The 19,978-nt window shown below is 61.3% G+C and carries 17 protein-coding genes and 1 pseudogene; 12 read left to right on the plus strand and 6 right to left on the minus strand.

The features are described 5' to 3' along the window. Positions 1-37: 37 nt before the first annotated feature. Complete coding sequence (locus ACS4RS_RS17810) at positions 38-3,439, plus strand: hypothetical protein (protein WP_439009904.1); 3,402 nt, start codon at positions 38-40, stop codon at positions 3,437-3,439. A gap of 13 nt (positions 3,440-3,452) precedes the next feature. Here ACS4RS_RS17810 and ACS4RS_RS17815 read toward each other — a convergent pair whose 3' ends face one another. Further along, positions 3,453-5,114, minus strand: coding sequence for an alpha-amylase family protein (locus ACS4RS_RS17815; RefSeq protein WP_439009903.1), 1,662 nt, complete (start codon positions 5,112-5,114; stop codon positions 3,453-3,455). A gap of 163 nt (positions 5,115-5,277) precedes the next feature. Between ACS4RS_RS17815 and ACS4RS_RS17820 the strand changes: the two genes are divergently transcribed. Beyond that, a complete protein-coding gene (locus ACS4RS_RS17820) occupies positions 5,278-5,559 on the plus strand; it encodes a hypothetical protein (protein ID WP_439009902.1) in 282 nt (93 codons plus the stop codon). A gap of 82 nt (positions 5,560-5,641) precedes the next feature. Here ACS4RS_RS17820 and tyrS read toward each other — a convergent pair whose 3' ends face one another. Continuing rightward, positions 5,642-6,898 (minus strand): tyrosine--tRNA ligase, encoded by a 1,257-nt coding sequence (tyrS, locus tag ACS4RS_RS17825; RefSeq protein ID WP_439009901.1) that lies wholly within the window; start codon positions 6,896-6,898, stop codon positions 5,642-5,644. Positions 6,899-7,025: 127 nt separating this feature from the next. Here tyrS and ACS4RS_RS17830 point away from each other — a divergent pair, with 127 nt between their 5' ends. Together ACS4RS_RS17830 and ACS4RS_RS17835 are read left to right on the plus strand one after the other, a co-directional pair. Continuing rightward, complete coding sequence (locus tag ACS4RS_RS17830) at positions 7,026-8,144, plus strand: anhydro-N-acetylmuramic acid kinase (RefSeq protein ID WP_439009900.1); 1,119 nt, start codon at positions 7,026-7,028, stop codon at positions 8,142-8,144. Continuing rightward, positions 8,141-8,665: pseudogene (locus ACS4RS_RS17835) on the plus strand (GNAT family N-acetyltransferase). The gene ACS4RS_RS17830 and the pseudogene ACS4RS_RS17835 overlap by 4 nt, the downstream one beginning before the upstream one ends. 99 nt (positions 8,666-8,764) lie before the next feature. On the opposite strand, the gene ACS4RS_RS17840 reads toward ACS4RS_RS17835, so the two are convergent. Beyond that, positions 8,765-9,940, minus strand: coding sequence for an acyltransferase family protein (locus tag ACS4RS_RS17840; protein ID WP_439009899.1), 1,176 nt, complete (start codon positions 9,938-9,940; stop codon positions 8,765-8,767). 140 nt (positions 9,941-10,080) lie between these two features. Continuing rightward, positions 10,081-10,758, minus strand: coding sequence for an alpha/beta hydrolase (locus ACS4RS_RS17845; protein WP_003568896.1), 678 nt, complete (start codon positions 10,756-10,758; stop codon positions 10,081-10,083). A 217-nt stretch (positions 10,759-10,975) separates the two neighbouring features. Between ACS4RS_RS17845 and ACS4RS_RS17850 the strand changes: the two genes are divergently transcribed. The 8 genes from ACS4RS_RS17850 to sufA all read left to right on the plus strand — a co-directional run bounded on the left by ACS4RS_RS17850 (position 10,976) and on the right by sufA (position 18,282). Continuing rightward, positions 10,976-12,142, plus strand: coding sequence for an aminotransferase class V-fold PLP-dependent enzyme (locus tag ACS4RS_RS17850; protein WP_439009898.1), 1,167 nt, complete (start codon positions 10,976-10,978; stop codon positions 12,140-12,142). Positions 12,143-12,310: 168 nt separating this feature from the next. Beyond that, positions 12,311-13,780 carry a Fe-S cluster assembly protein SufB gene (gene sufB, locus ACS4RS_RS17855; RefSeq protein WP_003568892.1) on the plus strand — a complete coding sequence of 490 codons (1,470 nt, stop codon included), beginning with the start codon at positions 12,311-12,313 and terminating at the stop codon, positions 13,778-13,780. A 1-nt stretch (position 13,781) separates the two neighbouring features. After that, positions 13,782-14,015 carry a hypothetical protein gene (locus ACS4RS_RS17860; RefSeq protein WP_449313762.1) on the plus strand — a complete coding sequence of 78 codons (234 nt, stop codon included), beginning with the start codon at positions 13,782-13,784 and terminating at the stop codon, positions 14,013-14,015. Between the two features lie 80 nt (positions 14,016-14,095). Beyond that, the gene (gene sufC, locus ACS4RS_RS17865; RefSeq protein WP_037073856.1) at positions 14,096-14,851 is read left to right on the plus strand and encodes a Fe-S cluster assembly ATPase SufC; all 756 of its coding nucleotides are present in this window, start codon (positions 14,096-14,098) and stop codon (positions 14,849-14,851) included. 24 nt (positions 14,852-14,875) lie between these two features. Then, positions 14,876-16,150 (plus strand): Fe-S cluster assembly protein SufD, encoded by a 1,275-nt coding sequence (gene sufD, locus ACS4RS_RS17870; protein WP_184377102.1) that lies wholly within the window; start codon positions 14,876-14,878, stop codon positions 16,148-16,150. Positions 16,151-16,162: 12 nt separating this feature from the next. Next, positions 16,163-17,404 carry a SufS family cysteine desulfurase gene (locus ACS4RS_RS17875; protein WP_439009897.1) on the plus strand — a complete coding sequence of 414 codons (1,242 nt, stop codon included), beginning with the start codon at positions 16,163-16,165 and terminating at the stop codon, positions 17,402-17,404. Between the two features lie 12 nt (positions 17,405-17,416). Continuing rightward, entirely contained in the window at positions 17,417-17,797 is a 381-nt protein-coding gene (locus ACS4RS_RS17880) for an SUF system Fe-S cluster assembly protein (protein ID WP_439009896.1), read from the plus strand. A 92-nt stretch (positions 17,798-17,889) separates the two neighbouring features. Beyond that, on the plus strand, positions 17,890-18,282 hold the full coding sequence (gene sufA, locus ACS4RS_RS17885; RefSeq protein ID WP_003586280.1) for a Fe-S cluster assembly scaffold SufA: 393 nt from the start codon (positions 17,890-17,892) through the stop codon (positions 18,280-18,282). A gap of 64 nt (positions 18,283-18,346) precedes the next feature. On the opposite strand, the gene ACS4RS_RS17890 is transcribed toward sufA, so the two are convergent. Further along, complete coding sequence (locus ACS4RS_RS17890; protein ID WP_439009895.1) at positions 18,347-18,652, minus strand: flagellar basal body rod C-terminal domain-containing protein; 306 nt, start codon at positions 18,650-18,652, stop codon at positions 18,347-18,349. A gap of 138 nt (positions 18,653-18,790) precedes the next feature. Further along, positions 18,791-19,828, minus strand: a complete 1,038-nt coding sequence (locus ACS4RS_RS17895) for a GH25 family lysozyme (RefSeq protein WP_439009894.1) — start codon at positions 19,826-19,828, stop codon at positions 18,791-18,793. Between the last annotated feature and the right edge of the window lie 150 nt (positions 19,829-19,978).

Raw genomic sequence — 19,978 nt, forward strand, 5'->3', positions numbered from 1 at the left:
GTTCAATTCTTCACCTAAAGGGAGAGCCCGAAGGCGCATGTCAGCCATCCGCGGCGAAAAGGTCACATTTCGCAAGAAGGATATCGTTGCGCTGGACCGCTTGCCGTCCGCTCAGGCCGAGGATCCGATCATCGTCCATTGCCCGCCGCCGCGTTCGCCGGTGCGGCGAACGGCGAAGCTGACGGCAGGATTTCTGGGCGTGATTCTGCTTGTTCTCGCCGCGATCGTCTTCACCGTCGAGAGCGGTATGTTCGACAAGCCGCTGTCGCAGCAGGCGCAGGCGGCTTTAAACGGCGTGGCCGGACCGCGCTACCGCGCCGAGGTCGGCTCCGCCGTCATCCGCTTCACCTCGCATTTCCGTCTGGCGCTGGAGGCGCGCAACGTCAACATGATCGATGAGCAGAGCGGCCAGCACCTGTCGACGACGGGTTCTGTGCGGCTGGGGCTCGATCCGCTGCAGCTTTTCCGCGGCCGCATCGCCGTCACCGACATCGAAGCCGACGATATCGCGCTCGATACCGCGCTGTTGCCCTCCGGCAATCCTGTTACGCTCGACGATCTGCGCATCGACGCCATGCCCGCAGCGATGGAGAAGATCTTCTCGCAGTTCGACATGTTCGACAGTGTCGTCACGCGCGGCTCGACCAGTTCCGTGCGCATCTCCGGCATCGATATCAAGCTTGCCGACACCGCCAACGGCCCGCTGTCTCTGGTCGTCGACGATCTCGTCTTTGCCCATGCCGGCCCATCCTCGCTGCAGTTGACCGGCGAGGTGGCGCTGAACGGCGAGGTGGCCGAGCTCGAGGTGCTGGCCGAGAAGGAAGCCGGCCACGTGTCGAAGGTGGTGGCGACGCTCAAGCATGCCGACCTCACGCCCTTTGCGCTGAAACGCAATGATCAGGGCGTGATCCGGCAGGGGCTCAACGCCTTTGCCGACCTGACGGTATCGGCCACCAGGGCTAAGGACGGCGTTTCGCCGGCGCTTGCGGCGACGATCGATATCGATCCCGGCTTGATCTATGCGGACGGTGATCCGCAGGAAATGTCGGGCGGGCAGATCAACCTCGTTTATGATTTCGCCAAGCAGACGCTCGAAATCGCCCGATCGAACGCCCGGTTCGGCGCGACTACGGTCCCGATCAACGGCGCGCTGATCGATCTCGACAAGCTCGACCCGCAGGCCGGCAAGGGTTTCGGCATCGACCTTCTGGTCAGCGGCGGCTCGGCAGCACCCGGCGGCTCCGGCGAGCAGCCGCTCTCTTTCGATATCCAGGCGACCGGGCGCTACTTGGTCGCCGGGCGGGAATTCCTGTTTCCCAACATGACCGTCTCCAGCCCGCTCGGCGCGCTATATGGGGCACTGCACGTCAAGCTCGGCGGCAAATCGCCGGAGATCAGCTTTGCCGGCCAGTCGGCACAGTTGCAGACGCCGGCGATAAAGCAAATGTGGCCGTTCTGGATGGCGCCCAAGGTGCGCACCTGGGTGCACGGCAACCTCTTCGGCGGCACCGTCACCAACGCCTCCATCTCGGTCTTCATTCCCTTCGGCAGGCTGGACGAGGCAGCTGGTGGCAAGGGGTTGAAGCTCGACGCTAACCAGATCCGTATCGGCTTTGACATCGCGAATGCGCGGATGAACGTTGCCGGCGACATTCCGCCGGTTCGCGACATGGCGGCCCATTTCGACCTGACCGGCCCGGTTGCGACGATCGCGATCAAGAGCGGCACGTCGTTTTTCCCCTCCGGCCGGTCTGTTGGCCTCGGGCAGGGGACGTTTATCCTACCCGCCACCTACGACAAGCCGCTAATGGCCGATATCGATCTTGCGATCTCCGGGACTGCGGATGCCGTCGGCGAGCTTCTGACCTACCGGCCGATCCGAGTGCTGCAGCGCGCCGGCTTCACGCCCGACGATCTCAAGGGGCGGATCGAGGCGAATGTGAAGGCGCATTTTGGCCTGCTCTCCTCGCAGAACCCGCCGCCGGCCGAATGGACGGCGGCGATGAAGCTCACCGATGTCGATCTTGCCAAGCCGTTTTCCGGCCGCACGATCAGCAATCTCGACGGGAAGCTGAACGGAAATCCGAGGCAGATCACCCTGGATGCCAAGGCCCAGATCGACGGCGTCCCAGCCGATATCAATCTTGCCGAACCGGTCGAGGCATCCGACATCGCGAAGCGGCAGCGGGTGATCACCGCGACACTTTCCGAGGAGCAGCGCAACAAGCTGATACCCGGACTTTCCGGCATCATCGGCGGCAGCCTGAAGATGGTGCTGACGCGGATCGACGACGACCGGCAGGATGTGCAGCTCGATCTCACCAAGTCGCAGCTCGACCTGCCATGGATCGGCTGGTCGAAAGGCAGCGGCATTGCCGCGACGGCCGAATTCGAAACATCCGGCCCGGCTGACAATACCCAGATCAAGAACTTCCGGCTGAAGGGCGACGGTTTCGGCGCCAATGGCTCGATGAACATCGGGAAAGGCGGGCTGATCTCTGCCGATTTCGACAGCGTCAAACTCTCCTCGCTTGACGATTTCGCCCTGTCGGTGAAGCGCAGCAAGGGCAATTTCGACGTCTCGGTCTCCGGCGACAGCGCCGACGCGCGGCCTGTGATCGCGCGGTTGAAATCGGGCTCGGGCGATGGCGATGATGCCGGCGATGCCGGCGACACGGGCGTATCGGTGCGCGCCAGGCTGAAAAACGTCATCGGCTTCAACGATGAGAAGATCGGCAATTTCCAGGCGCAGGTGTCACTGCGCGGAGACAAGTTGCAGGCGCTGAACTTTTCCGCTGTGACCGACAGCGGCGAGGCCGTGGTCAGCCAGATGAAGGATGGCGGCGTCATCAACATTACCAGCGGCGATGCCGGCGCGGTGTCGCGTTTCGCCGATCTCTACCAGCATATGCAGGGCGGCCTGCTCAATCTGGCGATCCGGCTTTCGGCACAGGGCGGCTGGGACGGCTCGCTCGACGTGCGCCGCTTCTCGATCGTCAACGAACAACGGCTGCGTTCGATCGTCTCGACGCCTGTTGGAAGTGAGCAGCGCAGCCTGAACGAAGCCGTCAAGCGCGACATCGATACCTCTTCGCAGCGCTTCCAGCGGGGCTTTGCACGCGTGGTCTCGCGAGATGGCATGGTCGGCATCGAGAATGGCGTGCTGCGCGGCGACCAGATCGGCGCGACATTCCAGGGCGTGGTGCGCGACCGCAAGGGCAATATGGACATGACCGGCACCTTCATGCCTGCCTACGGCCTCAACCGGCTGTTTGCCGAACTGCCGCTGATCGGCGTCATCCTCGGAAATGGCAGCGACCGCGGCCTGATCGGCATCACCTTCAAACTCACCGGCAAGTTCGACCAGCCGAACCTGCAGATCAATCCGCTGTCGATCATCGCGCCGGGTGTCTTCCGGCAGATCTTCGAATTCCAATAGGCAGGGCCGAGAACTAAATCTCCTTGCGCCTGAGGAGATAGTCGAGGCCGCCGACGCGATACCAGCGGTAGCCGTAGGCATCGAGCCTGACGGTGTGAAAGCCTTTCTCGTCCGCGTCGCTGCTGCCGCCATCGGCGATATCGATCAGCTGTTGCCCGTCTTCGCCAACATCGGGATCGAAGGTCACTTCTGCCGGCTGCGCATGCAGATTGTGCAGGATCAACACGGAATTGCCGCGCCAGTCGTAACGAAGCGCCAGCACGCCGTCGTCACCCGTGTCGACCACCGAGAAATCGCCCCAACCGATCTCCGGGGCCTCCTTGCGCATCCGGATCATCCGTTCGGTCCAGTTCAGCAGCGAATTGGGATCGCGCCGCTGATCGGCGACGTTGATATGCTGGAAACCGTAGGGGCCGTCCTTGATGACAGGCGAGACAGGCTTTCTACTCTTGGTGAAACCGCCCTCCGGTTCCGTCGACCACTGCATCGGCGTGCGGGCGCAGTTGCGCTCCGGCAAGGCCAGATCGTCGCCCATGCCGATCTCGTCGCCGTAGCGGATGACAGGCGTTCCGGGCAGCGAAAACAGCAGGCTGTAGGCCATCTCGATCCTGCGGCGGTCACCGCCAAGCATCGGCGCCAGCCGACGGCGAATGCCCCTGTCATAAAGCTGCATGTCCTTTTCGGGTCCGAAGGCGGCAAAGACTGCGCCGCGCTGCTTTTCCGACAGCCGGCCGAGATCCAGTTCGTCGTGATTGCGCAGAAACAGACCCCATTGGGCGGTCGCCGGGCGCGGTTTCGTCGTCTCCATCGCCTTCTTCAGCGGCCGCGTATCGGCGCTGGCGAGAGCATAAAACAGCGCCTGATTGACCTGGAAATTGAACATCATCTGCATGCGGTCGCCGTCGTCGCCGAAATATTCGAAATTGTCCTTCGGCAGGATATTGGCCTCGGCGAGAATGATGGAATCGCCCAGGCGCCACTGCAGGAATTCCCGAAACTTCCTCAGCATGTCGAACTGCTCGACCGGCTTGGATACCTCTGCGCCTTTCGTCGCGATGATGAAGGGGGCGGCATCCATCCGGAAGCCGGAGACGCCAAGCTGGATCCAGAAGCCCATGATTTTCAGGATCTCGGCCTGCACCTCGGGATTGGAAGTGTTGAGATCGGGCTGGTGGTCGTAGAAGCGGTGAAAATAGTAGGCCCTGGCCTTTTCGTCATGGGTCCAGGTGGTCTTCTGGACGCCGGGGAAAACCATGCCCTGATCGGCATTCGCAGGTCTTTTGTCAGACCAGACGTACCAGTCGCGATAGCGTGAGTGCGGATCGCTCCTGGCGTCTTGAAACCAGGGATGATCCTTGGATGTGTGATTGATCACCAAATCGATCAGCACGCGGATACCGCGCTGCTTGGCACCGTGGGTGAATTCGACGAAATCGCCGAGCGAACCGTAGCGCGGGTCGACATTGTAATAATCGGAAACATCATAGCCGTCGTCGCGGCCGGGCGACGTCTGGAAGGGCATAAGCCAGATCGCCGTCACGCCAAGGCCGGAGAGATAATCGAGGCGCCGCATCAGCCCCTGAAAATCACCGACGCCGTCACCGTTCGCATCCATGAAGGTCTCGACCGAGAGGCAGTAGATGACAGCGTTCTTATACCAGAGGTCGTTGATCATGCCGGCACTCCAATCCAATCTGGTCGCAAATCCCGGCGGGCGGAAAAGGTTCCGATAAAGGGTTAATTGTCGTGCGGCTTGATGCTTTGCCTATTTTAGGCAATTCTGATGTAATGCGGCTCCCGGCCAGCAAATAAAGGTCGGCGCGATGTCGGAGGATGCCATGCAGTGCGCTCGGACAGTCTCTTTCCTATCGGTCGCGGTGATCGCCGCCGCAACTGGCGAGGCTTCGCATTCTGCAGAAAAGAGCAACCGGCTGAGGCCGCCGGAGTTCATCCGTTCCGGCCATGTGCTGACGGTTCCTCTCGACGCGACTGTGACGCCGCCGACCTTCTCGATCAGTTGGTGGTCACGCGTGACCCGCGCGCCAGGCGTCAATCCGCCTCCCTATGTCTTCCAGGAGGCAGAACGAATGGATGCGATTTCTCGGCCCGGCGTTGAGTGAGGGTTGTGCGCCTATTCAGGAGTTGGACAAAGAAAAGCCGGCGCGGACGCCGGCTTTGATATCCGTTCGAAACTGAATTCGCTTACGCGGCACGGCGGATCAGGATGTGCTTCTTTTTACCGAGCGAGAGCTTGATGACGCCATCGGCGGTGATTTCGTTGCTGCCGATTAGACGACGTTCGTCGCTGACCGCCTCGTCGTTGATGCGCACCGCGCCGCCCTGGACGTGGCGGCGAGCTTCGCCGTTCGAGCCGGCAAGGCCGGCGCGGACCATCAGCGACAGCAAGCCGATGCCACCATCGAGTTCGGTGGCAGGGATATCGACCGACGGCAGGTTTTCGGCGACGCGGCCTTCCTCGAAGGTGGTGCGCGCCGTCTCTGCAGACGCCTCGGCCGCCTGGCGGCCGTGAACGATCGCGGTCGCTTCAGTGGCAAGGATTTTCTTCGCCTCGTTGACTTCAGCGCCTCCGAGCGCTTCAAGCCTGGCGATCTCGGAAAGCGGCAGGCGGGTGAAGATTTTCAGGAAACGGCCGACATCGGCATCCTCGGTGTTGCGCCAATACTGCCAAAAATCATAGGGGCTGAAGACGTCTTCGTTCAGCCAGACGGCGCCGGTGGCGGACTTGCCCATCTTGGCTCCCGAGCTTGTCGTCAAAAGCGGCGTCGTCAGCGCGTAGAGCTGCTGGGTGCCCATGCGGTGGCCGAGATCGACGCCGTTGATGATGTTGCCCCACTGATCCGAGCCGCCCATCTGCAGGCGGCAGTCGTAACGTCGGCTGAGCTCGACGAAGTCGTAGCCCTGCATGATCATGTAGTTGAATTCGAGGAAGGAGAGCGATTGCTCCCGATCGAGGCGCAGCTTGACGCTGTCGAAGGAAAGCATCCGGTTGACTGAGAAATGCCGGCCGACGTCGCGGAGGAATTCGACATAGTTGAGCTTCATCAGCCAGTCGGCATTGTTGACCATCAAAGCATCGGTTGGACCATCTCCGAAACGCAGGATGCGTGAGAAGATCTTCTTGATACCCTCGATATTGCTGTTGATGGCGTCCGGCGTCAAAAGCTTGCGCTGCTCATCACGGAAGGAGGGGTCGCCAACCATCGAGGTGCCGCCGCCCATCAGCGCGATTGGCCGATGACCGGTCTCTTGCAGCCAATGCAGCATGGTTGCCGAGATGAGGTTGCCGATATGCAGGCTGGTCGCGGTGGCGTCGTAGCCGACATAAGCCGTCACGACCTCCTTGGCGAACAGGTCGTCGAGGCCGCGTTCATCGGAGACCTGATGAATGAAGCCGCGCTCTTTCAGCGTGCGGAGGAAATCGGACTTGAACTCGGACATGGTTTGCGTCTCTTGGTGTCTGCGCTTGACCCGGCCTCGCGCAAGTTCGTTGTTGTTGATCTGTCGCGGCGCGTTTAGCACTGTTTTTATAAAAGTGCATCCGGGAATCGCATGGGAGGCAAGCCTCATGGACGTCATCAGAACCGCGATCGGCCTGATGAGCGGCACGTCGATGGACGGAATCGACGTGGCGCTGATCAGGACCGACGGCCGCGGCTTCATCGAGCGCGGGCCGTTCCTGGGCGTGCCCTATGAGGCCGATTTCCGTGGGCGGCTGAAACGGGCGCTCGAACTGGCGCGGCCGCTGACCGACAGGAACGGCCGCCCCGCTGAACTTCGCGACATCGAGCTCGATTTGACCCTACGGCATGCAATTGCCGTTACGGCATTCCTGGAGCGTTTCGGGCTTGCTGCCGATGCCGTCGATGTTCTCGGCTTTCATGGCCAGACGGTGCTTCACCGGCCCGACGAGGGGCTGACGATCCAGATCGGCGACGGCCAAGAATTGGCGCGCCGAACCGGCATACCGGTGGTCTATGACATGCGCGCCAACGATATGGTTCATGGCGGCCAGGGCGCGCCGCTGGTGCCGGCCTATCATGCTGCACTGGCCGGAAAATTCCAGCAGGCCGGGCAGGCTGTCTGTTTCGTCAATATCGGCGGCATCTCCAATCTGACCTTCATCGGCACGGACGGGCGGATATCGGCCTTCGACAGCGGCCCGGGCAATACGCTGATCGACCAGTGGGTGGAGATGCAGACCGGCAGAACCTACGATCCCGGCGGCGAGATCGCCGGACGCGGCAAGGTCGTGGCCGCCCTGGCGGCGCGTTATCTTGATAACCCATTCTTCCACGGCAATGTCCGCCGCTCGCTCGATCGCGGCGATTTTACGCCGCTCCGGGACGGCGAGGCGAGCCTCGAAGACGGCACCCGGACGCTCGCGCATGTCGCGGCCGCCTCGATCGTCAAATCCGCCGGTTTTCTCCCCGAGAGCCCGTCGACCTATATCGTCTGCGGCGGCGGGCGGCTGAACGCCACTGTGATGGCGGAGTTTTCGGCCATGGCCGAAGCACTGGGATCGCGTGTGTTGACCGCCGAGCAGGCCGGCTTCGATGGCGACGCGATGGAGGCCGAGGCCTGGGCCTATCTCGCCGTCCGCTCGCTGGACGGGCTGCCGTTGACGTTTCCCGGCACGACGGGGGTCACCGCCCCCGTGAGCGGCGGGATACTGGCAAAGCCATGAGCGAGAGGGTCATCCTGAAGACGCCGCGCCTCAGCTTCGTCATGTGGGATGAAGGCGATGCACCCCTGGTGCAGTAACTGCATTCGACGATGGCGACGACCCGATACCTTCCCGGGAAGGCGCCGTGGAGTCACGAGAAGGCCGAGGAGCGGCTGCGGGGCTGGTTCGAGGAGCAGGCACGCGATAGCACGACAAAATACAAGCTCCTTGCCGAAGACGGCAGCTTCATCGGCCGCGCCGGCATTTCGCGGTTCAGGAGCGAACAATTCGAACTCGGTTATTCCCTGCGCGAGGCGGCCTGGGGCAAGGGCCTGGCGACCGAGGCTGCAAGCGCGCTGGCCGGCTGGTTCTTCGAACGGCAGTTTGCAGCAGGTTTCATCGCCTTCACCCATCCTCAAAACCTCGCCTCGCAGCGCGTCCTCACGAAAATCGGCATGCGCGAACGCGCGCGGATCCTGATCGATGGAGTGCTTGATACGGCTTTCGAACTCACCGCCGATATGCGGTCGGCAAAGTCCTAAAGCGCGTCGCATCAAACTTTATTGATGCGACGCGCTTTAATCCCTTGTTTGATACATGTGGTTATCCCGGCACCGCTGCACACTTGCGGGCCACATGCATTAGCTCTTTACGGCGACTGGCCGGACATTGGATCCGCGCCCAGCCTGATTGCCATCCTCGACGCCTCTGACCTGGGCGATGAACGAGAACTTCTTGCGAAGGCCGAGGATCGGCTTCTCGATGAAATGCCAGGATAGGACCGCGACGGCGAGGGCCGAGGGCAGGCCGACGAGATAGAGCGCCAGCGCACCATATTTCGGATAGAGGAAGACCGTGGGGAAAGAGCTGATCCAGATCTGCAAGAACGGATCGTGGTAGAGATAGACACCGTAGGAATAGTCGCCTTTCCTGAAAAAGGCTGGGATGGGCACTTCCGACAGACCGATGAAGACGGTGATATACACAAGGGAAGTGATGACGATCGGCCGGTTGATCACCGACTCCACTGCGCGGCTGTCGAGCGTCAGAATGGCGACGACGCAAACCAGGCAGGCGGCTGCCAATAGCCAGCGGGAATGCGGAATGACCGCTTTGAACTGAAAGGCGACGATGCCCATCATGAACGCCGTTATCAGCTGCGAACCCCGGCTCATGAACAGAAAGCGCGCGATCGGCTTGATCGAGCCTGGGAACAGATAGGGCATCTTCTGCACGATCAGGCCGAGGACGATATAGGCGGCCGTCACGGCGAGCAGCTTGTAGCGGGTCTTCACGATGGCGGTGATCATCAGGAACGACATGATGATGTAGCAGAAGATTTCCCAGGGAACCGTCCAGAGCGCGCCGTTGACCCGCTGGCTCGGATTGTCCTGGAACACACCCGGCAGCTCGTAATGGATCCAGCCGACGATATTCAGGAAGTATTTGAAAAATCGCGGATCGGTAAAATAGTCGGCGTGATAGACGACAGTGATGATCGGCCCGATGATCAGCGAACAAACGACGATATCGACGGCCAGTGCCGGGACGATGCGCAAGCCGCGATTGATCAGGAAATTCCGCAGGCTCAGGCGCTGGGCGCTGCCGGCGATCAGAAATCCGCTCAATGCGAAAAACATCGGAACAAGAGCGTATTCGGTAAACCAGAATACCGAGCCTCTGATGAAGGCATCATTCCTCGTCAGCAAAAAGGAATGGGTCAATACGATAGAAAAGGCGAGCCCAATTCGAAGAAAGTCGAACCCCGGACCGATACCCCTATACTTATCCAGGACTTCCCCGAACGACTTGGTCATTGCGGACCTCGCTTTAGTTAGGATCGCGAGGAACCTACCGCACTGCAACATAGATTGCAACACGGTAGGTGATCTGTTCCGGCACAATCGACCCAAGCGACCTGGATCGTGCCGAGCGGGATGGTTTCTGCGCTATGCGGTCAGCGGATCCGCTTGGCGGCCGGCTCCGGCACCAACTCGCCATTCAAGCGGCGGTCGAGATAGTCCTCGCATTCGCCCATCAGCGTTTCCACCTGGCCGTTGAAGAAGTGGTTGGCGTTGGAAACGGTGCGGTGGGTGATAAGAATGCCCTTCTGGGTCTTCAGCTTCTCCACAAGGCCGTTGACGTCCTTTTCCGGCGCCACCTTGTCGGCCTCGCCGTTGATGATCAGGCCGGAGGAAGGGCAGGGCGCCAGGAAGGAGAAGTCGTAAGTGTTCGGTTGTGGGGCGATCGACATGAAGCCTTCGATCTCCGGCCGGCGCATCAAGAGTTGCATGCCGATCCAGGAACCGAAGGAATAACCGGCGACCCAACAGGTCTTCGAATCAGGGTGCAGGCTCTGCACCCAGTCGAGCGCCGAGGCGGCATCGGAGAGTTCGCCGGCGCCGTGGTCGAATTCGCCCTGGCTACGGCCGATGCCCCGGAAATTAAAGCGCAACGTCGTGAACCCGCGCTTCTGGAACATGTAGAAGAGCTGGTAGACGATCTGATTGTTCATCGTGCCGCCGAACTGCGGATGCGGATGCAGAATCAGCGCGATGGGCGCGCTTTTTTCCTTGGAGGGCTGGTAGCGGCCTTCAAGACGGCCGGCTGGACCGTTGAAAATAACTTCGGGCATTGGTACTCCGGGTTTTATTTCGCGTTCGCGCTGCGTCGGACGACAACATGACTTGACTAGTGTTGTCAGCTTTTCTAAAACGCAGTTTAGAACAATTCGAAACTTGCATGGCGATCCACGCATCGTGGAATGTGTCATAAGGCAAGCCCGGCGGAAATTTCAAGAAAAATGAACCGCGGGTGCTGAAGCAAGCTCGTCAAGCGCAGGACTGAAGATCATGGCGCCGCCACGCCTTTATCTCGACTGGAATGCCACAGCGCCGCTGCACCCTGCAGCCCGCGAGGCGATCATGCGCGCCATCGACATATTCGGCAATCCGAATTCCGTTCACGGCGAAGGGCGGGCAGCCCGCGCTGCGATCGAAGGTGCACGGCGCAAAGTGGCGGCCCTGGTCGGCACCGACGCCGGCAATGTGGTCTTTACCAGTGGTGCCACCGAGGCCGCCAATCTGGTGCTGACGCCGGATTTCCGCATGGGCCGCACGCCGCTTCAGCTCGGCCGCCTCTACGTCTCGGCAATCGAGCATCCGGCGGTGCGCGAAGGCGGCCGCTTCGCCAGGGAGAAAATGACCGAGATCTCGGTCACGTCAGCCGGCATCGTCGATCTCGATGCGCTGGGCACGCTGCTTGATGCGCATGACAAGGCCGCCGGCCTGCCGATGGTCGCCATCATGCTTGTCAACAACGAGACCGGCATCGTCCAGCCGGTCGAGGCGGCGGCAAAGATCGTCCACGCCCATGGCGGGCTCCTCGTCGTCGACGCCGTTCAGGCGGCCGGCCGCATCGGACTCGACATCGACAGGATCGGCGCCGATTTCATGATTGTCTCCTCGCACAAGCTCGGTGGGCCGAAGGGCGCCGGCGCGCTGATTGCCCGCGGCGAGGCACTGATGCCGCGGCCGTTGATCCAGGGTGGCGGCCAGGAACGGGGTCACCGGTCGGGGACACAGAATTCACTGGCGCTGATCGGCTTCGGCGCGGCGGCGGAAGCCGCTGCCGACGAACTCGAGGCGCGCAATGCGGCGATCGGCGCGCTGCGCGAGCGGCTGGAGGCCGGCATGCGTCAGGCGGCAAGCGATGTGGTGATCCACGGCGAGGCCGGCGAGCGTGTCGCCAATACGATCTTCTTCACTTTGCCGGGGCTGAAGGCCGAAACCGGGCAGATCGCCTTCGATCTCGAAGGCGTGGCGCTTTCGGCGGGCTCGGCCTGCTCATCCGGTCGGCTCGGCGAAAGCCATGTGCTGACGGCAATGGGGCGCGACGCCAAGCTCGGGGGCCTGCGCATCTCGCTCGGCTTTTCGACGACGGAAGAGGATATCGACCGGGCGATTGCCGCTTTTGCGAAGATCGCCTGCCGGCGCAGGCCGGCGGGCGAGGCGGCCTGACCGCGTCATAAACTTGCGGAAACGCAAATTTCTGCTTGCCAACCGGGCTGAAAAGTCCCTTTTGGCCTCTTACATCAAGGGCAGGAATTTGCCCGACATCAGGGGCAAGAGAATTGCCCATGCGCTACAAGCTGCCGGACCTTGGATCCGGCGAGATTGGAGAATGAAATGGCTGCCGTGCAGGAAACGATCGACCAGGTCCGCCTGATCGATGTCGACCAGTACAAATACGGTTTCGAGACCGTTATCGAAATGGACAAGGCGCCGAAAGGCCTGTCCGAGGACATCATCCGTTTCATTTCGGCCAAGAAGCAGGAGCCGGAATGGATGTTGGAATGGCGCCTCGAGGCCTATCGCCGCTGGCTGACGCTGGAAGAGCCGACCTGGGCGCGCGTCGACTATCCGAAGATCGATTTCAACGACATCTATTATTACGCCGCGCCGAAGAGCACGCCGGGTCCGAAGTCGCTCGACGAGGTCGATCCGGAGCTGCTCAAGGTCTATGAGAAGCTCGGCATCCCGCTGCGTGAGCAGGAGATCCTGGCCGGCGTCGAGAAGCCGAAGATTGCCGTCGACGCCGTCTTCGACAGCGTCTCGGTCGTCACCACCTTCAAGGCCGAGCTGAAGAAGGCCGGCGTGATCTTCATGTCGATCTCGGAAGCGATCCGCGAATATCCCGATCTCGTCCGGAAATATCTCGGCTCGGTCGTGCCGACCTCGGACAATTATTACGCGACGCTGAATTCGGCAGTCTTCACCGACGGCTCCTTCGTCTTCGTGCCGAAGGGCGTTCGCTGCCCGATGGAGCTTTCCACCTATTTCCGCATCAACGAGAAGGGCACCGGCCAGTTCGAGCGCACGCTGATCATCGCGGAAGAGGGCGCCTACGTCTCCTATCTCGAAGGCTGCACGGCGCCACAGCGCGACGAAAACCAGCTGCATGCCGCGGTGGTCGAGCTCGTTGCGCTCGACGATGCCGAGATCAAATATTCCACCGTCCAGAACTGGTATCCGGGCGATAAGGAAGGCAAGGGCGGTATCTACAACTTCGTCACCAAGCGCGGCGATTGCCGCGGCGACCGGTCGAAGATCTCGTGGACGCAGGTCGAAACCGGCTCGGCGATCACCTGGAAATATCCATCCTGCATTCTGCGCGGCGACGACAGCCGCGGCGAGTTCTATTCGATCGCGGTCTCCAACGGCCATCAGCAGATCGACAGCGGCACCAAGATGATCCATCTCGGCAAGAACACGTCGAGCCGCATCGTCTCCAAGGGCATCGCCGCCGGCGTTTCCAACAACACCTATCGCGGCCAGGTCTCGGCCCACCGCAAGGCTTCGAATGCGCGCAACTTCACCCAGTGCGACTCGCTGTTGATCGGCGACAAGTGCGGCGCCCATACCGTGCCCTACATCGAGGCGAAGAACTCGACGGCGCAGTTCGAGCATGAAGCGACGACCTCGAAGATCTCCGAAGACCAGCTGTTCTACTGCCTGCAGCGCGGCATCCCCACTGAAGCGGCGATTGCACTGATCGTCAACGGCTTCGTCAAGGAAGTGCTGCAGGAATTGCCGATGGAATTCGCGGTCGAGGCGCAGAAGCTGATCAGCATCTCGCTTGAGGGCTCGGTGGGCTGATATGGACGAGACGGACAAGAAGCGCATTCTTGAACGTCTGGAAAATATGCGACGGGAAATATTGGCGAAAATTCGCCCCCGCGAAATCAGATACGAGACAGAAAAGCCGCCGGAGGAGCCTTACGTGTTTCTCCAGCAGCGCATGGAAAAACCAGGAAAGATTATTCAGATTTTCGAATGGTTTTGGCTCGTAACGCTCACGGTTTTCCGTGTCATTCGTTTTTTGGCGCGATAGCGCCGAGCACAACATGTCGATGTCCTTAGAAATTACGCGAGGCTCCGATGAGCTACGCAGAGAGAACGCAGGAACCAAAGATGCTTGAAATCAGAAACCTCCATGCCCGCATTGCCGAAGACGGCACCGAGATCATCCGTGGCCTGAATCTGACGGTGAAGGCCGGCGAAGTTGCCGCGATCATGGGGCCGAACGGCTCCGGCAAGTCGACGCTCTCCTACGTGCTGTCCGGCCGCAGCGACTACGAAGTCACCGAGGGCGACATTCTCTACAATGGCGAGAGCATTCTTGAGCTCGATCCGGCTGAACGCGCCGCCAAGGGTGTCTTCCTCGCCTTCCAGTATCCTGTGGAAATTCCGGGTGTCGCCACCATGCAGTTCCTGAAGGTGGCGATGAATGAGCAGCGCAAGGCACGCGGCGAGGACGAGCTGACGACACCGGATTTCATGCGCCGGGTCAAGGATGCCGCCGGCAAACTGCAGATCAACACCGAGATGCTGAAGCGGCCGCTCAATGTCGGCTTCTCCGGCGGCGAGAAGAAGCGGGCCGAGATCCTGCAGATGGCGCTGCTGGAGCCGAAGCTCTGCGTGCTCGACGAAACCGATTCCGGCCTCGACATCGATGCGCTGAAGATCGTTGCCGATGGTGTCAACGCACTGCGTTCGCCGGACCGCGCCGTCGTCGTCATCACCCACTATCAGCGCCTGCTCGACTATATCGTGCCGGATACCGTCCACGTGCTCTACAAGGGCCAGGTGATCAAGTCTGGCGACAAGACGCTGGCGCATGAGCTGGAAGCCAATGGTTATGCCGACATCATCGGCGCGGCGGCCTGATCTCGGGTGGAAAGGACGACGTCCATGAACATGCAGACGACGAGCCGCCTGACCGCGGCCGAAACGGCGCTGATCGAGGCTTTCAACCATCAGATCGGCGATCTGCCGGGCAATGGTGCGGTGACGGCGCTGCGCGACCGGCTTCTCGATGATCTGAAGAAGGCCGGCCTGCCGACGCGCCGCATCGAAGCCTGGCACTACACCGATCTGAAAAACCTGCTGCGCACCTTGCCGCCGCAGGTCGGTGACGCCGGCTCCGACGCGCTTGAGCCGCTCGTAGACGGCTCCACCGTGCTGGCGGTGATCCAGGGCCATGCCAACCAAAAGGCTGCCGCCGACGGTCTTGGCGTTTCCGCCTATAGCGAACATCTGCTCGACGGCTCCGCCGCGGATGGGCTCGATGCGCTCGGCAGCGACGACGCGGTCGGCCGCATCAATGGCAGCTTCGTGCGCGACGGTTATGTCGTCGACGTGCCTGCCGATACTGAGCTTGACGCTCCGCTCGAAATCCAGTTCGTCCATGCCGGCGGGCAGACACATACGCGTCTTCCTGTTGCCTTCGCCTCCGGCGTCAAAGCGACGGTGATCGAGCGTCATCTTGCGGTGACCGGCGATCCGGCGCTCGTGTCCCACGTCAGTGACATCACTGTCGGCGAGGGCGCGGAGCTGACCTGGATCATCCTGCAGCAGCACGGGGCCGAGGATACGCATCTCGGCCAGATCCGCATCGATCTCGGTGCCGACGCCAAGCTTCGCCTGTTCGTCATCAATGCCGGCGGCAAGCTGGTGCGACAGGAGCTGCATATCAAGGTGACGGGCGAGGGCGCTGATCTGACGCTGCGCGGCATCAACCTGCTCGGCGCCGATAGCCATACCGATGTGACGATGGTGCTCGGGCACGACGTGCCGCACACCGGCTCGACCGAAGTGATCCGCAACGTCGTCTTCGACCGCGCCAAGGGTGTTTTCCAGGGCATGATCCGGGTGGCGCCCGATGCGCAGAAGACCGATGCGAAGATGGCCTGCAACACGCTTCTGATGTCCGACGATGCCGAATTCTCGGTCAAGCCAGAGCTCGAAATCTTCGCCGACGACGTGCAGTGCGGCCATGGGGCGACGGTGACCGATATCGACGCCAATCATCTCTATTACATGATGGCGCGCGGCATTCCGGAGAACAAGGCGCGGGCGATGCTGGTCAATGCTTTCGTCGCCGAGATCGTCGAGGAACTGGAAGACGAGGCCCTGGTCGAAGCGCTGGAAGGCGTGATTTCGGCCTGGCTCGAAAAGCACGCCTGATTGGATATATCAATGGACAAGATCGTGCCGGCCACGCCATACGATGTCGAAGCCATCCGCCGGGATTTCCCAATCCTGGCGGAGAAGGTGCACGGCAAGCCGCTGGTCTATCTCGACAACGGCGCCTCGGCACAGAAGCCGCAGGTGGTGATCGACGCCATCTCGCACGCCTACGCCCATGAATATGCCAATGTACATCGCGGCCTGCACTATCTCTCCAACGCCGCGACGGATGCCTATGAGGCGGCGCGCGAGAAGGTGCGCCGTTTCCTCAACGCTCCTTCGGTCAACGACATCGTCTTCACCAAGAATTCGACCGAGGCGATCAACACCGTCGCCTATGGCTGGGGCATGCCCGAGATCGGCGAAGGCGACGAGATCGTCCTGACGATCATGGAGCACCATTCCAACATCGTGCCCTGGCACTTCATCCGCGAGCGGCAGGGCGCCAAGCTGGTCTGGGTTCCGGTCGACGACGAGGGCGCCTTCCATATCGAGGATTTCGAGAAGAGCCTGACGGAGCGCACCAAGCTTGTCGCCATCACCCATATGTCGAATGCGCTCGGCACGATCGTTCCGGTCAAGGAAGTCTGCCGTATCGCGCATGAGCGCGGCATCCCGGTCCTGATCGATGGCAGCCAGGGCGCCGTGCATCTGCCCGTCGACGTCCAGGACATCGATTGCGACTGGTATGTGATGACCGGCCACAAGCTCTACGGCCCGTCGGGCATCGGCGTACTCTACGGCAAGAAGGAGCGGCTTTCCCAGATGCGCCCGTTCCAGGGCGGCGGCGAGATGATTTTCGAAGTTGCCGAGGACGCGGTGACCTACAATGATCCGCCGCATCGCTTCGAGGCCGGCACGCCGCCGATCGTCCAGGCGATCGGGCTCGGTTATGCGCTCGACTATATGGAGAAGGTCGGCCGCGAGGCGATCGCCCGCCATGAGGCCGATCTTGCCTCTTACGCTGTGGAGCGGCTGAAATCGGTCAATTCGCTGCGCGTCTTCGGAACGGCGCCCGACAAGGGCAGCATCTTTTCCTTCGAGCTTGCCGGCATCCATGCCCATGACGTCTCGATGGTGATCGACCGCCAGGGCGTTGCGGTGCGAGCCGGAACGCATTGCGCCATGCCGCTCTTGAAACGCTTCGGCGTCACCTCCACATGCCGTGCATCCTTCGGCATGTACAATACCCGCGCCGAGGTCGATGCCCTGGCCGATGCGCTTGAATATGCGCGCAAGTTCTTTGCTTGAGGAGTGTCCGTGATGAGCCTGGACGAAAGCGAACAGAAGATCGACGTGCGCGAAGGCATCGTGCATTCCAGCATTCCGGCCGATGAGCTGGCGCGGCTCAGCGACGACGTCATCAGCGCGCTGAAGACTGTCTACGATCCGGAAATTCCGGCCGACATCTTCGAACTCGGTCTGATCTACAAGATCGACATCGAGGACGACAAGATGGTGAAGATCATGATGACCTTGACCGCGCCCGGCTGCCCGGTTGCCGGTGAGATGCCGGGCTGGGTCGAAAATGCCGTCGGCGCCGTCGAGGGCGTGTCGGGCGTCGAGGTCGAGATGACCTTCGATCCGCCGTGGACGCCGGATCGCATGTCTGAGGAAGCGCAGGTCGCGGTCGGCTGGTATTAATGCGCCGGTATTGATCCGTTTACCTCGGGCGACTACATTTTGAATCATGAAGCACCGGATCCTGACCCCGGTTGTGGAAGGAGAATGGGCCGATGGGCTTTGCAGTGATGAGCATGACGGACGGGGCCGCGGCCCGCGTCAAGGCGATCGTCGAGAATTCCGGCCCGGAGGCCAAGGGTGTTCGCGTCGGAATCAAGAAGGGCGGCTGCGCCGGGATGGAATATACCATCGACCTGGTGACCGAGCCCAATGCCAAGGACGATCTGATCGAGCGCGACGGCGCCAGGGTTTGGGTCGAACCATCGGCCGTGCTCTATCTTCTCGGCACCGAGATGGGCTTCGAGCAGACGACGCTGCGCTCCGGCTTCACTTTCACCAACCCCAACCAGACATCGGCCTGCGGCTGCGGCGAATCCGTCGAACTGAAGCCCGCCGATCTCGCGGCCCTTGCCGCACAGCGGCAGAGTGAGCCGGCGCATTCCTAGGCCGTTAAAACGGCCACCGGCGCTATGTCAGTGGCCGCGTAGTCTTTAGGCTGCGAAAGAGCGTTCAATCGCGCTTGATGCTCATCAACATTTCCCACATGTCGGCGCCGGTCTCGAAGACCACGGCGTTCGCCTTGTAGCTCTGTTCGGCTTCGATCAGGTCGGTCAATTCGGTGGCCGGGTCGACGTCCGACGTCGTCGGGGTGACGGTTGCCTGAACACCGCCTGTTGCAACCGAGGTGAGGCTGGTGTTCAGCCTGGCGTAACCTGATGTGCTGCCGTTTGCGACGTTGTTGGCGATCGTGCCGATCCGCGTCGTCTGCGCCCGTATTCCCGAAAGGGCAATGCTCGTGATGCCCGATATGCTCATCAGCCGTTTCCCCAGAACTGGATAATCGTCTTTTACCCGCAAGGATTTAGAGAATACTGAAGGCGTTGCGTTAGCGAAGACCTACAGGAGTTCGTCCTGCCGTTCCACCTGTTCCGAATTGGCACGGAACCAGCTTCGCTATCGCGACGCCACCCAGTCGTGCCAATCGCTTTCATTGCCGTTGAAGACGTTGAGATCGATCTTGCCTTCGACGCCTTCGGAAAGGCCGGAGCCGGAATATTGCCAGAACAGCCACTTGCGGCCCGGATAGACCTTCGAGGGGTGAGCGGCGACCGAGCGCAACCAGAAGGGATAGTCGAGCATCTGGCCCTTCAAATTGTCGCGGTAGAAATCCGGCGCGGTGTAAACGATCGGGCGCTGGCCATAGTAGCGCTCCAGCTTGTCCATGAAGACCTGCATCTTTTCCCGGACGCGGGCGGGGGAAATGCGCCGCTTGCAGCTCGATTCGCCATTCCATTCGACGTCGATGACGGGCGGAAGCGCGTTTGCTTCCCTCGGTACGTTGCGGATGAACCAGTCGGCCTGTTCGCCGGCCGTCCGGCACCAGTAGAAGAAGTGATAGGCGCCGTGTTTCAGGCCGGCTTCCTTGGCCCGGCGCCAGTTCTTCTTGAACATCGGATCAAGGTGGTCGCCGCCGTCCGTCGCTTTGATGTAGACGAAGTTCGCGCCTTGCTTCCTCAATGTCTCCCAGTCGATTTCTCCTTGCCAGCGAGATACGTCGACGCCATGCACTGCAAGCTTTCTCGGCGAGGTGGAACCAAAATTGATCGGCTTAGCGTCGCGGAATCGGTGACCGTAGATCTGTCCGCGTGACGGCGATTTCCTGCCGGCATCGGGATCGGCTTCCGGGTTGGCGGGCATCAGCATCGCCACCGGCCTTTCCGTCGGCATCGGCGTGCCGACCGGCCTGTCCGCAGGTACGAGGGCCTGCGGCTCCGGAACCGGTCCGGTCCAGCTCAACGCTTGCTGCGGCGCGCTTGTCTGTGCCGTGTCGCCAACGGCGGCGGCCGGTATCGGGCCATTCGGTTTGGTGATCGCGTTGGTTGTCTCCGGCGACGGCACGTTGCCCAGCACATCTTCGGCGCCGGAGCTGGCTGCGCATCCCGACAGGATCAGGGCGGCAAGGAGGATTGCTGGCAAAGCCGATGGACGCATGAGAACCTGCACGCAAAACAAAAGGTCGACGGCAACATCCCGCTGGAGAAAAACCGTCCATTTTCAATTGCTAACAGAGACTTGCTAAGAAAGGTTAAATTTGAACCTACCGCTCCGAAATCAGCATTGCCGAGCTCGGCCTTTTGCCAT

Source organism: Rhizobium sp. F40D2, assembly GCF_051810745.2.
In the GTDB taxonomy this organism is placed as follows: domain Bacteria; phylum Pseudomonadota; class Alphaproteobacteria; order Rhizobiales; family Rhizobiaceae; genus Rhizobium.